Origin of the sequence: Rhodococcus koreensis, assembly GCF_017068375.1 — a bacterium.
Taxonomy (GTDB): Bacteria; Actinomycetota; Actinomycetes; order Mycobacteriales; family Mycobacteriaceae; genus Rhodococcus_F; species Rhodococcus_F koreensis.
In genome coordinates this window covers 6062957-6076703 of sequence record NZ_CP070609.1, presented here as the reverse complement: position 1 = coordinate 6076703, position 13747 = coordinate 6062957, and the positions used below count along the sequence as shown (strand labels likewise).

13 protein-coding genes and 2 pseudogenes are annotated in these 13747 nt (G+C 68.2%); 8 read left to right on the top strand and 7 right to left on the bottom strand.

Annotated elements, in window-relative coordinates; translation table 11 throughout:
• Positions 1-8: 8 nt before the first annotated feature.
• Complete coding sequence (locus JWS14_RS27890; RefSeq protein ID WP_206014861.1) at positions 9-1187, bottom strand: acyl-CoA dehydrogenase family protein; 1179 nt, start codon at positions 1185-1187, stop codon at positions 9-11.
• A 183-nt stretch (positions 1188-1370) separates the two neighbouring features.
• Here JWS14_RS27890 and JWS14_RS27885 point away from each other — a divergent pair, with 183 nt between their 5' ends.
• Positions 1371-2636, top strand: a complete 1266-nt coding sequence (locus JWS14_RS27885) for an Nramp family divalent metal transporter (protein WP_072944691.1) — start codon at positions 1371-1373, stop codon at positions 2634-2636.
• Here JWS14_RS27885 and JWS14_RS27880 read toward each other — a convergent pair whose 3' ends face one another.
• A complete protein-coding gene (locus JWS14_RS27880; protein ID WP_241031480.1) occupies positions 2637-4919 on the bottom strand; it encodes a serine/threonine-protein kinase in 2283 nt (760 codons plus the stop codon).
• Between the two features lie 23 nt (positions 4920-4942).
• Positions 4943-5638, bottom strand: a complete 696-nt coding sequence (locus JWS14_RS27875; protein WP_072944693.1) for a TetR/AcrR family transcriptional regulator — start codon at positions 5636-5638, stop codon at positions 4943-4945.
• Between the two features lie 65 nt (positions 5639-5703).
• On the opposite strand from JWS14_RS27875, the gene JWS14_RS51800 reads away from it, so the two are divergent.
• The 3 genes and pseudogenes from JWS14_RS51800 to JWS14_RS52230 form a co-directional block, all read left to right on the top strand.
• Positions 5704-5916 carry a hypothetical protein gene (locus tag JWS14_RS51800; RefSeq protein ID WP_072944694.1) on the top strand — a complete coding sequence of 71 codons (213 nt, stop codon included), beginning with the start codon at positions 5704-5706 and terminating at the stop codon, positions 5914-5916.
• Between the two features lie 51 nt (positions 5917-5967).
• Positions 5968-6018 (top strand): annotated as a pseudogene (locus JWS14_RS52235) (hypothetical protein); the annotation flags it as partial.
• A gap of 61 nt (positions 6019-6079) precedes the next feature.
• Positions 6080-6413: pseudogene (locus JWS14_RS52230) on the top strand (hypothetical protein); the annotation flags it as partial.
• 155 nt (positions 6414-6568) lie between these two features.
• Here the strand turns inward: JWS14_RS52230 and JWS14_RS27865 are convergent.
• Positions 6569-8284, bottom strand: a complete 1716-nt coding sequence (locus JWS14_RS27865) for a PHA/PHB synthase family protein (RefSeq protein WP_241031479.1) — start codon at positions 8282-8284, stop codon at positions 6569-6571.
• 346 nt (positions 8285-8630) lie between these two features.
• On the opposite strand from JWS14_RS27865, the gene JWS14_RS27860 reads away from it, so the two are divergent.
• On the top strand, positions 8631-9128 hold the full coding sequence (locus JWS14_RS27860) for a MaoC family dehydratase (protein ID WP_072944699.1): 498 nt from the start codon (positions 8631-8633) through the stop codon (positions 9126-9128).
• 9 nt (positions 9129-9137) lie between these two features.
• On the top strand, positions 9138-9533 hold the full coding sequence (locus JWS14_RS27855; RefSeq protein ID WP_072944701.1) for a helix-turn-helix domain-containing protein: 396 nt from the start codon (positions 9138-9140) through the stop codon (positions 9531-9533).
• A 146-nt stretch (positions 9534-9679) separates the two neighbouring features.
• Here the strand turns inward: JWS14_RS27855 and JWS14_RS27850 are convergent, their stop codons facing one another.
• Together JWS14_RS27850 and JWS14_RS27845 are read right to left on the bottom strand one after the other, a co-directional pair.
• A complete protein-coding gene (locus tag JWS14_RS27850) occupies positions 9680-9949 on the bottom strand; it encodes a hypothetical protein (protein WP_072944703.1) in 270 nt (89 codons plus the stop codon).
• A 76-nt stretch (positions 9950-10025) separates the two neighbouring features.
• Positions 10026-10487 carry a PPOX class F420-dependent oxidoreductase gene (locus tag JWS14_RS27845; RefSeq protein WP_072944705.1) on the bottom strand — a complete coding sequence of 154 codons (462 nt, stop codon included), beginning with the start codon at positions 10485-10487 and terminating at the stop codon, positions 10026-10028.
• Positions 10488-10581: 94 nt separating this feature from the next.
• Here JWS14_RS27845 and JWS14_RS27840 point away from each other — a divergent pair, with 94 nt between their 5' ends.
• Positions 10582-11274, top strand: a complete 693-nt coding sequence (locus tag JWS14_RS27840) for a FadR/GntR family transcriptional regulator (RefSeq protein WP_072944707.1) — start codon at positions 10582-10584, stop codon at positions 11272-11274.
• On the top strand, positions 11271-12077 hold the full coding sequence (locus JWS14_RS27835; RefSeq protein WP_072944709.1) for an ABC transporter ATP-binding protein: 807 nt from the start codon (positions 11271-11273) through the stop codon (positions 12075-12077). The genes JWS14_RS27840 and JWS14_RS27835 overlap by 4 nt, the downstream gene beginning before the upstream one ends.
• 107 nt (positions 12078-12184) lie before the next feature.
• Here the strand turns inward: JWS14_RS27835 and JWS14_RS27830 are convergent, their stop codons facing one another.
• A complete protein-coding gene (locus JWS14_RS27830) occupies positions 12185-13672 on the bottom strand; it encodes a DUF4153 domain-containing protein (protein ID WP_206014860.1) in 1488 nt (495 codons plus the stop codon).
• Between the last annotated feature and the right edge of the window lie 75 nt (positions 13673-13747).

Genomic DNA, 13747 nt, shown 5'->3' with positions numbered 1-13747 from the left:
CCCGGCGTTCAGATCATCGCGCGCATCATTCCCTGCGGTTCGCCGCCGAGCTGGGTGAGCGCGCTCGCGTGGTTGGTGGGTCCGGGCACGTGGACGGCGTGAGCGAGACCGGCGTGCGCGTCCCGCCAGAACCGTTGCATCGGCGTCTTGTAGTGCAGCGCGCCACCGCCGGCGCGCGCGAAGATCTCGTCCACCGCACGCACCGCACGCCAGGCCGCGGCGATCTGGGTGCGGCGTCCGATTGCACGCTCCTCGAACGTGACCTCCTTGCCCGCGTCGACCTTGTCGTAGAACCGGTCCGCGGTCTCGATGAGGGAAACCCGGGACGCATTGATCTCGGCGGCGGATTCCCCGATCGCGCTGAGGACGTAGGGGTCCTCCTTGATCTTCTGGCCCGTGATGGCGACGCGGTCCTTCTGCACCGCGATGTGACAGGCCAGCGCGCCCTCGGTGATGCCGATGACGGCGGCGGTGATGCCGAGCGGGAACATGCAGGAGTAGGGCATGTTGAACAGTGGTTCGGGTCTGCCCGCCTCCTTCTGCGCCCGCCCGTCCATCACCTTCGACGCGTTCAACGTCCGGTATCCGGGGACGAAGGCACCGTCGACGATCAGGTCCTTGCTTCCCGTTCCGCGCAGTCCGATGACGTCCCACGTGTCCTCGACGATCTGATAGTCGGTGCGCGGCAGAATCACGTGCAGCGACGACGGCGGCAGCGCGATACCGCCGTCGCCGTCGCCGACCATCGCCCCGAGGAAGGCCCACCGACAGTGGTCGGTTCCGGACGAGAACGACCACCGACCGTTCAGGAGGTAACCGCCGTCGACCGGTGTCGCGATGCCCATGGGCGCGTACGGCGACGCCATCCACGTGTCGTTGTCCTCGCCCCAGATTTCCTCCTGCACCTGCGGGGCGGCGAACGCCAGTTCCCACGGGTGCACGCCGACGACCCCGGCGACCCATCCGCTCGCACCGTCGAGTGAGGCAATAGCCATGACGGTCTCGGCAAATTCGCGGGGGTGGACCTCGTAGCCGCCGTACAGCTTGGGCTGCAGCAACCGGATCGCCCCGGAGTCGCGGATGAGGCCGGCTGCGGTGTCGGTGAGCCGGCAGTCCGCCTCCGACCGGACGGCCTGCCCGCGAATCTCCTCGGCGACGCCTTCGATTCTGTCGAGAACCTGACCCATCGGGACTCCCCTTCCGCAGTCAGTAGAACGAGTCGTGAGTAGAACACGTTCTAGTAAATATAGCCCGGCGTGCCGGTTTTCGAGCCGATCCGCACTCCACACTTGAAAGTTCGTATCACCTAAATCTATAGTGCGGAGATACGAATCAGCAGGTAGATCTACGCGACGAAAATCAGGAGCTCCGTGAGCATCGAGGCCCCCCGCCCTCTCCTCCCGCGCCGCGCACCCCGCCGCAAGGGCAGCCTCCGAACGGTCGCGCTCCTCGGGCCAGCGTTCGTGGCGGCCATCGCGTACGTCGACCCCGGAAACGTGGCCGCCAACCTCACCGCGGGCGCGAAGTACGGATACCTGCTCGTCTGGGTCCTCGTGCTCGCCAATGCCATGGCTGTGCTGGTGCAGTACCTGTCCGCCAAGCTCGGGCTGGTCACCGGCAAATCGCTGCCGGAGATGCTGGGGACCCGACTCCGGACCGGCAACCGTCGTGCGTTCTGGTTGCAGGCGGAGGCGATGGCGATCGCCACCGATCTCGCCGAGGTAATCGGCGGGGCGATCGCGCTCAACCTCCTGTTCGGCGTTCCCCTGTTCGTCGGCGGCCTGATCACGGGTGTCGTGTCGATGGGCATCCTGTCGATCCAGAGCCGCCGCGGTCAGCGGACGTTCGAGTTCGTCGTGATGGGACTCCTCACGATCATCACCGTCGGGTTCCTCACCGGACTCGCGTTCACCGACGTGTCGGGCCCGGACGCACTCGCCGGTCTCGTGCCGCGGTTCGAAGGCACCGAGACGGTGCTGCTCGCCGCGAGCATGCTCGGCGCCACCGTGATGCCGCATGCGATCTACCTCCATTCCGCTCTCGCCCGCGACCGGCACGGGAACGACCTCGAAGGCCCGCGCCTCGCGCGACTGCTGCGGGTGACGAAGTGGGACGTGGTCGGTGCGCTGATCGTGGCGGGTGCGGTGAACATCGGCATGCTGCTCCTCGCCGCCTCGGCCCTGCGCGGCATTCCCGGCACCGATTCGATCGACGGTGCGCACGCCGCCATCCAGAGTTCACTCGGCCCCACCGTCGCCGTCATCTTCGCCGTCGGGCTGCTGGCCTCCGGTCTGGCCTCCACCTCGATCGGCTGCGCCGCCGGATCCGAGATCATGTACGGCCTGCTGTCGATGCGCATCCCGCTGCTGCTGCGCCGGGTCGTCACCCTGATTCCCGCACTGGTCGTGCTGGCGGTCGGCGTCGATCCCACCTTCGCGCTCGTCCTCAGCCAGGTCGTTCTGAGCCTGTGCATCCCGTTCGCGGTGGTCCCCCTCGTGCGGATGACGTCGAGCCGCGACCTGATGGGTGTCCACCGCAACGCGACGGCCACCACGGTCGCCGCCTGGGTGGCGGCGTCGCTGATCGTCGTGCTCAACGTGTCGCTGCTGTGGCTGACGTTCACCGGTTCGAACTGATCACTCGTGCCGCGGCGCACCGGACACGACACGCTGCAGCGCCTGCAGGTCCTCCGACAGCATCCGGAACATCCAGTAGGCCCCGACGAACGCGACGACGCTGCCGACGCACAGGACGCGGAGCGCGACGATGACGCGGGGCAGGTCCTCCGGGGGAATGAACGTGGCCCCCGCGACGCCGAGCAGCGGCACGGCGGCGGCCGCGGCGAGGAAGAACGTGCTGCGCCGTCCCAACCGCTTCAGCATCCGGGCGTCCGAGGCACTGATCTCGCCGTGCCGCAGGAAGACCGGGTACAGGCAGCGCACGGCAAAGAAGTTCACGAAGAAGAACGGGTAGACCACGGCGATCGCTCCGCAGACGAGCTGGGACGCGGTGAAGTGGACGACGGTGTTCCACGGAACCTCACTGCCGCTCACCTCCAGCGTGATCGGCACGATGATGCCGGTGACCACCCACAGCCCGAGACACAGCAGTGCACACCGCTGGCCGAGCAGCAGGGTGTCCTTGCGGGCGCGGGCGAGTTGGGCGCCGGTGTACACCCTCCCGCGGCGCAGACCGCCGGCCACCGCCGTCAAGTAGAGCACCATCGACAGCGTGCCCACGGTCCCGATCAGGAACGCGATCGTATAGTCGATCCGGGTGATCCGCTCGAAGCTGTCCTGCGCGCCGGGCGGAAGCTTGCTGATGATCAGCGTGGTGTTGTGGTGGTAGCTGTACAGGATGGCCAGCAGATTGGGAACTGCGATGGCCAGGAACATGATCGGGTGCGTCCACCGGCGCATCCGCAGGCGCCGGCTCCCCGGCGGCGGATCGACCAGATCCCGGGCGTGCGCGTCGAGGCAGACATCGAGTTGCTGGGCGAGTTCGCCCCCGGACGAGAACCGGTCCTTCGGTTCCGGCGCCAGCGATTTCAGCAACACTCGCCGCAGCGCATTCGGACAGTCGGCGGGCAGCTCGGCGACGGCCGGTTCGTCGTGCCCCCGCCGCCGCGCGAGCATCGCGTCGAGGGTGGTGCGGTCGCCGGGCGGGTGGGAGTGGAGCTCGGCGTCACTGTCGTCGAAAGGTCTTGCGCCGGTCAGCAACTCCCACAGGACGACGGCGAGCGAGTACAGGTCGCTGCGGGTGTCGAGATCGGCGGGTGTGCCCGGCCGGTCCGGGTGGATTGCCTCGAGCTGTTCCGGTGACATGTAGGCCAGCGAGCCGCCGAAGTACGCGACCGGACTCGCGCCCGCGAGGTTGCCGCTGAAACTGATGTTGAAGTCGGCGAGCTTCGGGACGCCCTCGGCCGTCAGCAGCACGTTTGCCGGTTTGACGTCGCGGTGCAGAACGCCGTGCGCGCCCGCGTAGTCGAGCGCCTGCGCCAGCCTCCGGCCGAGCCAGGCCACCGTCTCGGGCCACGTCAGCGTCGCGATCTCCTGGCGCACACGAGATTCGCTGGGCCGGATCTCGCCCCTGCCGACCAGGGCGCGGTCGATCGCGTCCAGCAGCACGGCGCCGCTGCGCGATTCCGGCGGCGTCTCCCGCACCCGCCCGACCACGTCGAGCAGCGTTCCCCCCGGCACGTACTGCATGTACAGCAGGCGCAGGTCGCGGCCCGCGAGAAGTCGCTGATCGAAGACCCGGACGATGTAGTCGTGGTCGAACTGGGCCAGGGTCTGCGGCTCGGTGCCGCGGTCCTGAGAGATCTTCACCGCGACCAGTCGCTGCAGCGACCGCTGCCGGGCGAGGAACACCCGCGCGAACGCGCCCCGGCCGAGAACGGTCATCAGGTCGAAGTCGTCGATGCGCCTGCCTACCTCGAGGTCGTCGAGCGAGCCGGGGCTCGCCGACTGGGTCATCTCCCCGTGATGGAGCGAGGTGCTCTGATATTCGCCGGTGCCGAGCAGTTCGCCGAGTTCGCCCGCCTGCCCCGGAAAGCTCAGCGTGTACTCGTTCGCCTCGACCGACTCGCCGCTGCGCCGCCGGATGTGGAACTCCTCGTACAGCAGGTCCGGCGGCAGCGGCCACCGCCGCAGTTCGGGCAGCTCCTCGCAGTATTGCGCCAGCCGTTTCGGGTGGTCGCCGCGCAGCCAGCGGTTCTCCAGGTCGACCTTGATCAGTTCGATGAGCGTGACCCGGCGAAGTGCCGGCGACGCGGGCAGATAGGCGACCAGATCGGGCGCGGACGACGAGGACTCCCAGGCGCTGGCGAAGCGCGCGACGGCGTCGCCGACCGCCGTGTCCGACACCCGGGCCTGCTCGGAAGCGGCCGGTGAACCTCGCCGGAAGGGCATGAAAGCCATGGTAGCTGGCCACACCCGTCCGCCTACTGCAGTTCCGACACCGGGGTCGACGGGTCGATGGTCACGCCGATCCGCGTCAGATTGCCGTGCAGCACTTGCCAGATCGACACCTCCAGGAACTCGGCGAGGTCGTCGCTGCCGAGCGCCGACTGCGGGTTGCTCAGCCACCGGTTGACGCTGGCGTCGACGAGTCCCACCAACCCGAAGGCCAGCGACTCGGCCAGGTCGGAGTTGCCGGCGACCGCGTCGAGGACCGTCGCGAGCAGGCCCGACAGCTGGAGCGCGATCGCGGTCTTCGTGCCCGTCACCACGCGCGAGCCGGTGGTGCGCCTGCTCGGCGACCCGGTGCCGAGGAACTGGTGGAGTCGCGGGAATTCCACGATCCACCGCAGATACGTCTCGACCGCGCGCGCGATCGCCTCGCCGACGGTCCCCTCGGGCGTCAACGTGGGCGCGAGGTCCGCCATCAGCCGTTCGATGATACGGCCGCGCAACTGCTCGTCGAGGTCGCCGCGATCGGTGAAGATCCGGTAGACCACCGACCGCGGCACGTCGGCGCAGTTCGCGATCTGCTGGACGCCCACGTCGGGGCCGTCCTCGTTGATGGCCTCCATCGCGGCGTCGAGAATCCGGCTGCGGCGTTCCGCCTTGTGGTCCTCCCAGCGCGTGGCGCGGCCGTCACCCTGGGGCGACGCGGCGGTTTCCACTTTGTCCGGCATCGCCCATACGTTACCCATCCGACTGTTGACTGGACAGGATGTCTCACATACTTTGGTGAGACAGGGTGTCGTACACATATTTTTCCGGACTCGGGGATCCGCAATGGGCACTCGAATTTCGTCATCCCGACGCCGACGTCCGCTGGGCCGTAGTCGATTCCGCCAACGTCACCGTCACGCTACAGGACAGCACCGACGTGCTCCGCGGTTCGGCACGGATCACGGTCGCCGGCGTCCGGGTGGGCGCCGATCGGATCCTCGACGGGCTCACCGAGTAGCGCGTCCGGTCCGTGGCCACCGTCATTCTCGGCGCGGAGGCGCTCGGCGTGATGTCCTGGTGCGTGTCCACCGCGTCCGAGTACGCGAAAACCCGCGTGCAGTTCGGGCGTCCGATCGGCCAGTTCCAGGGTGTCGAGCACAAGTGCGCGCACATGGGCATCGCTGGACATGTCGACGCCGGGCGTGACCGTCGGGCCGCTGCGCGAGATGACCGGGTCGGTCCTGTTCAACGAGGTCTTCCTCGACGACGTGTTCATCCCCTACGCGAACGTGGTCAGGAACATGAACGACGGCTGGAACGTGGCGCGCACGACGCTGGCCGGCGAGCGGGTGGCGCTGAGCCAGAAGATGGAGGCCTATGTGCCACCCCGGGGGGCCGAGCGACAAGGCGATGGAGCTGTTGATCGCCGGCCGCGCCACCACCATCTACGGCGGCACCACCAAGGTGCAGCTCAACGTGATCGCCGAACGCATGCTCGGACCGCCGCGCGAGTAGTGCCTGCAGAGCGCCGGTGCCGCCGAGTGCACCGGCGAGCAACAGCAGCAACTGGACCACGTTGGTATTCACGTCAGGTGTCCTCTCGCGCCATGATCGTCCGAACCGCCGTTCGACCACTGAGCGGGTGCTCGAACAGCGGCCTAATCGGACGGTTAGTTACGTCCCACGTGTTCCCCGACCTGCGAGGGAAGCAGATCGCGCACGTAGAGACCGGGTGCGTCGCCCAGGACGGTGTGCTCGTCGCTGCCCAGACGTGTGCTGGCGGCGATTCGCTCGCCGGCCCGCTCGGAGACCCAGTCGGCCCACGGTTCCCACCAGCTGCCGGTCTTCCTCGTCGCCGCATCGAGCCACGCCTCGGGATCGGATCCCGGCTCGCCGCCTTCCCAGTAGTGAGACTTCGGGTTGCCGGGCGGGTTGACGAGGCTGGCGATGTGCCCGGAGAAGCTGAGCACGAACTTGCTGTCGCCCGACAGCAGCTGGGTTGTGCGATAGCAGTTCTTCCACGACGTGAGGTGGTCGGCGATCGCGCCGGAGACGAAGGTGGGCACGGTGATCCTGCCGAGGTCGACGGGTGTGCCGAGCGACGTCATCGCTCCCGGCGTTGCGAGGGAGTTGTCCTCGAAGATGTCGAGGAACTCGACGTGCAGGGCCCCGGGCAGGTTGGTGCCGTCGGCGTTCCAGGCGAGGATGTCGAAGGCCGGTGGCGTGCGTCCCATGAGGTAGTTGTTGACCACGTAGTTGAAGACGAGATCGTTCGGGCGCATCCAGGTGAAGGCACTACCCATGTCGCGGGCGGAGATGATGCCGTTCCGCCGGGACCGACTCTTCACCAACTTCAGCAGACTCGGTCCCGAGAACGCCGCGAGCCCCGCCGGGTCCGCGAAATCGAGCATCGTCACGGCGTACGACATGCTGTGCACGCGGGTGTCCCCGGTGGCTGCGAGATGGTTGAGCAGGGCGGTGGTGATGAGGCCGCCGGCGCAGAACCCGATCACGTTGACGTCGTCGCTGCCGGTGATCTCCCGGACCTCGTCGATCGCGTCCGACACGCGTTGCGCGTATGTATCGAGATCCCAATCGCCCTGTTCTGCTTGCGGATTACGCCACGCCAGCATGAACGTCCGCAGACCCCGGGACACCGCGTGCTCGACGAAGCTGCGTCCGGGACGCAGGTCGAGGAAGTAGAAGCGGCCGATCGGCGGCGGCACCACGAGCACCGGCCGCTCGTACACGGTCTCCGTGGTCGGCGTGTATTGCAACACCTCGGCGACCTCGTCGCGGGCGACGACGGCTCCCGGCGTCACGGCCAGATCGACGCCGACGGTGAAGGCATCAGGATCGACCATCTGCGGCATCCCACCGTTACGGCGCAGGTCGGACACGTAGTTGCGGGCGCCGCGCACCAGGCTCATGCCGCCGGTGTCGAATGCCTCCTTCACGGCCGCCGGGTTGGTGGGCAAGTAGTTCGTCGGCGCGAGCGCGCTGGTGAGGACGGCCGACACGAACGCCGCTTCCTGCGCGCGACGGTGGTCGACCCGTCGGCCCCACTCCTCGACGACGCCGTCGATCGCGTCGACGGAAGCAAGGTAGGTCTGTTGCACGCGGTGGTAGAGGGGATTGCTCGTCCACGCCTGGTCGGTGAACCGCCGATCGCCGCCGTGCGGAGCCACCTCCGAGCGGCCCACCGCGATCTTCGTCAGTTCGCGCCCGAGGCGAAGGGACTCGTCGAGGACCACCCGGCCCTGCCCGAAGGCACCCGCCACCGCGCTCACCGCGCTCCGCACGCCGAACCCGCCGGCGCGGTCCTGTCCATCGGGGGTGGCATCGGGTGTCACGAGTGCCACCTTCGTCTCCGCTGTCTTGGTCAACGGTTCTCCTCTGTCTGCACCTGGACCTGTCACCCCGTCGCGGGGATTCGTCCGGCGTAGACCGGATCATAAACACCAAAAATAGTTACCCGCGCGTAATGAAAAATTTCGAGCAAGATCATCTTCGACATTCTTGGGACATATGTCGAAAATGGAAACACGAGCCAAATTCTTGATCGAAATTCCGTCAGCGGTAACTGTTTTGGCGTCGCGGTCCGCAGGCATGCGACACCGTGCGGGCACGGGAAAGAGTGTGGGATCAATTCGCGCGAAGCCGGCGTGTGCGTTACTGTCCGATCTCCGCGGGTGAGCCGGAAGAAATTCACCCATTCATCGACGGGGATCCATGAACACATCCACTTCGGCAGCGGGTGCCACCACCCACACACCGGCACGCAGTGTCACGATGGCGGAGCTGCCGGCGTTGGTCGGTACCCGGCTGGGTTCGTCCGGGACGATGGTGGTCACGCAGGATCGCATCGACACCTTCGCCGAGGCCACGGACGACCGTCAGTGGATTCACGTCGACCACGATCGTGCGCGGACCGGCCCGTTCGGCACCACGATCGCGCACGGGTACCTCACGCTCTCGCTCGCGGTCCCCCTGCTGTGGGAGATCTTCGAGGTGTCCGACTGCGACCAGGTCGTCAACTACGGGCTGAACAAGGTGCGGTTTCCGGCACCCGTTCCGGTGGATTCGATGCTGAGCGCGGTCGCAGACCTCGTGGCTGTCGAGCCGTGCACCGGCGGATATCAGGCCACCATCGCCCTCACCTTCGACGTGGAGGGCGGAAGCCGTCCGGTGTGCATCGCGGAGATGCTGCTTCGATTCCTCGCCGGTTAACCTGATGGAGTGGTCGACGAGGAAGCACGCTATCGCACTCTGGGGGAACTGATCAGGCGACAGCGGGAGCTGGCCGAGCTCCCGATGCGGCAGTTCGCCGCGATGGTCGGCATCTCCAATCCATATCTCTCCCAGATCGAGCGCAACCTCCGCGAGCCGAGCGAGCGGGTGCTCGACGCGATCGCCGAGCATCTGCAGATGTCGACCGACATGCTGCTCGGGCAGCTCCGGAACGAACCTCGAGCCGTGTCCGGGGTCGTCACCGCGATCGATCAGGACCCCGACCTGACCAACGCACAGCGCAAGGCCCTCGTGGAGATGTACGAGACGTTCCGTGAGGTCACCCGCGGCAAGCGCAAGCGGGGACGGCCGGCGGCGGGCGACGACTCAGGCGTCGCCGACTGACAGGTCCCCCGCCGTCGACGGATTCTCGCTTTCAACCGTGGCGACGCCGTCGACGATACGACATGTCATGAGCGTGGGGATGGACCGGACGGCGATCGCCCACGGCGTCCGTCGGGGGAACGGCCGTGGGCGCTCGGGATCGCGGCTTACTTCAGCAGTTCACGGGCCGCGGACGTCGCCGCGGCGCTGACCTCCCGCACGAGCGTGGCCTGGGCGCGGGTGACGGTACCGATCCACTCGAAGCTGCTCGCGTCGGCGAGGTTGGTGTGGAAGTCGAGGCTGCTGTCGAGAGCCTTCTCGTATGTGTCCAGCGACAGGTTGCCTGCCTTCTTGGCGGCGTCGACGAACTGCGAGCCGACGGACTTGGCCTCCGTCTTCGCGTTGGTGGACTTGGGATTCGGGGTGGGGGTGGTCATGGCGGTCTCCTTCGCGACTGGGTCGTTAGCAAAATAGCACAGTGATTGCTAACGAACCGGAGTGCGGCGACGGGACCTATCCGCGATCGGTGCCCGGAGGGAAACCACCGGTCGCGATGGGTCCCCACTCGTCGATGGTGATCCGGATGAGGCTCTTGTTCTGCTTCCGCATGGCGTCCCGGTACTCGTCCCAGTCGGGATGCTCGCCGGAGATGCCGCGGAAGTACTCCACCAGCGGTTCGAGCGCGTCGGGCAGGTCGAGGACCTCGGCGGTGCCGTCGATCTGCACGTAGGCGCCGTTGAACTCGTCGGACAGCACGCACACGCTCACGGCGGGGTCGTGCCGCACGTTCGCGGCCTTGGCGCGCTGCGGGTAGGTGGAGACGACGATCCGGCCCTCCGAGTCGAGTCCCGACGTGACCGGGGAGATCTGCAGGCCGCCCGAGCGTTTCCGGGTGATCAGCACGCTGCGATGGCGCGGGCGGACGAAGTCGAGCAACTCTTCCCTCGTGACACGGTCTGCGGTGGCGACGGCCATTGTGCACCTCTCCTCTGCTGCGGTGGTTCTTCCCGGACTCACCTTAGGCCCGGGGGAGTCCTCAGACGTCTGAGGACTGTGCTAGCGTCGGCGCATGGCCGGACGTCCCACCCTCCGCAGCGGACCGCTGGTCCCCCAACTCGAGGAACTCCTCACCGCCCGGATCCGGGACGGCGAGTGGACACTCGGCAGCCGCATCCCCAGTGAGGCCGAACTGGCCACCGAACTGGGCGTCGGCCGGTCCTCCGTCCGCGAGGCCGTTCGGCTGCTCGCCCGCGACGGTCTGCTCGACGTGCGGCACGGCGTCGGCACGTTCGTCGCACAGCCCCCCACGAGCGGTGCGGGACTCGGGAAGCTGCTGCGCCGTGCCCGCCTGCTCGAGGTGTACGAGGTGCGGCGCGCCCTCGAGATCGAGGCCGCCCGGCTCGCCGCGGAACGCGTGCGCCCCGAGGACCTCCGGCGGCTTCGAGAGCAGCTGTCCACCCGGCATGACAGCACCACCGCGTCGACCGCCGTGTTCGTCGCGGCCGACCTCGACTTCCACGCCGCGATCCTGGAGATCGCAGGCAACTCGATCCTGTCCGCCCTGTTCGATTCGATCCGGCCGCTCCTCGTCGACGCGCTGGCCGAACTCGTCGACCACGAACCGGGGCGGCCCGACACCAGCTGCGCCCACGACGATCTGGTGCGCGCACTGGAAGCCGGCGACGCCGCGGCGGCCGTCGCCGCCACCGCCGCCAACCTCGACCCGACCATGTCGATTCTGCGGAAAGGCGGAAATCAGTGACCACTCCGGATTCGGTCGTCAGCATCGAGCACGTCGACCTCGTGCGGAGCGGACGGTATCTGCTCAGCGACATCAGCCTCCGCATCGAACGCGGGCAGCACTGGGTGCTGCTCGGCGCGAACGGCGCAGGTAAGAGCACGATGCTGAGCATGCTCGGCGCGGTCGCGCACCCGACGCGCGGCACCGTCCGCGTCCTCGGCCACCAGCTGGGCCGGGTCGACATGCGCGAGTTGCGCGCCCACATCGGGCACGTGAACCCGCGATACCGGATCGACGCGCCCCTGGCGGTGCGCGACGTCGTGCTCACCGGCCTCACCAACACACCCGATTTCGTGCCGCGATGGTCGCCGTCCGCGGAGCAGATCGCCCGCGCCGACGAACTGATCGCCTCCCTCGGCATGCAGAAGCACTCGGACGCCCTGTGGCCCAACCTTTCCCAGGGTGAGCGCGGCCGCGCCCTCATCGCACGGGCCCTGATGGCGGAACCGCAACTCCTCCTGCTCGACGAGCCCGCCACCGGACTCGATCTCGCGGCGCGCGAACAACTCCTCACCGCACTCGACGAACTGCGCGAACGCTACCCGAGCCTCGCCAGCATCCTCGTCACCCACCACCTCGAGGAAATCCCCACCACCACGACCCACGCCGTCCTCATCCGCGACGGCCGCGTGATCGCACAGGGTGACGTGGCGGACGTCCTCACCACCGCCACCATCAGCGAATGCTTCGACCACCCCATCGAGATCCACCGGCAACGCGGACGGTGGATCGCGCAGACGCGGGTGCCCGAGCCGGTCGGTTAGCCGCTCCCGGGCCGTACTCGCCACAGCCGCACACGGATTGGTCGGATTCCCGCGCAATTGCGCATGATTCCAGCGAATCGGTGGGCAAACAGCGCGCGGCGTCTCGGCTACGAGCCCGACCGCTCACACGAGCCGACGGGATGCGCGGCCAGCAGTTCCTTCGCGCGACTGCGGGCCGCGTTGTACTCGTACCACTCCGAGTCGCCCCTGACTTCCCGGTCGAGTCGGTACAGGGCGCAGGACCGTTTCGGTTCGGGCAGCCGATCGAGGGCGGGGACGGCGTCGACGGACAGCGAACCGAGGTAGCTCACGTCGATTCGCCCGGTGTCGCCGAACCGCTCCACGTTCTTCCTGGCAACGTATGCGTCCGGGTCGATCGCGGCGACCAGCAGCACGCCGCCCACCGCGGAGGCCAGGACGGCGCGCGGCAGCCACCGCCCCGACAACCGCACGCCCGCCGCGATCAGCAGCACGAAAACCAAGCCCAGCCACAGTTCCGTCACCAGGACCGTCACCCGCAGCCGCGTGTACCCGTACTGGCTCTCGTACAACGACATCCGGTGGATCGCCGACGCGACGACGACGAGCGACAAACCGCACAGCAGTCCGAGCAGCACCCGCACGAGCACCCGGTCCGCGACCTCCACCCGCGACGCCTTCCGCACCGCGACCGCGATCACCAGCAGTGTCAGCGCGGTCACCGCCAGCAACTGCCAGAAACCCTGTCGCGCATATTCGGCGTACGTCAGGTCCGCCGTGGTCAGCACGTGCGTGTTCCCCCCGAACAGCACCGTCAGCTGCACCGCGACGAATCCGAGGAACAGCAGATCCAGCAGGGCCAGCGGAATCGCCCACTCCCACCGGGCAACCGGGTGCCCCGGCCGCGGGGCCAGCGCGTCGACGCGGGGTGTGCGCCGCAGCAGGTACGCGGCGCCCAGGGTCCCGCCGCACACCAGAACGCCGAGCACGAACCGCCCGAACGGATTCGACACGTGGACGGTCGGTGCGGCCCGGCCGAGCAGTGCGGCGAAACCCGCGTCCGCGCCGGCGAACAGCGAACCGAACACCAGCAGCAGTATGGCGGTCACGGCGGCGACCCCGAACACCCGGCCCACCGGCACCGTCCCGGTCGCGTGCCACCGTCGTGCGCCCCGGCGCGTCCACCGCACCACCCGCAGCGGGGTGAACCACAACGCGAACGACCCTGCGGCCAGCCCCGTCCACGTGCGTCCGCCGACGAGGGCGAACGATCCGACTACCCAGCTCAGCGCCACACAGACCGCGGCGAGCCACCCGGCACCGCGCACACTGAGCACCGCCAGCAGCGCGAGGGCGCCGAGGATCGCAGCGGCCTGCGCGGCTGTCGGCATCGTTCTGCGCGTCGCGAACACGGCGGCCGCCACCGCGGCACCGGTCAGGACGTACCCGAGACCGACCACCGTGACCTGCAGGGTCAGGGCCGCGACGACGCCCGTCGCCACTGCCGCGAGAACGATCGGGCGCGGCGCGATCGACGTCCGATCGCGGCGCCAGGCCCGTCTCGGCCAGAAGTCGCGTCGGGTGGGCGCTGCGGGTTGCGGGGGTGCGATGGTCATAATTCCCTCCCTGGTTATCGCTGCCGGATGAAGGCAGGCGTCATCGCGGGACGTCGCGTCCCGGTTGTGAAGCTG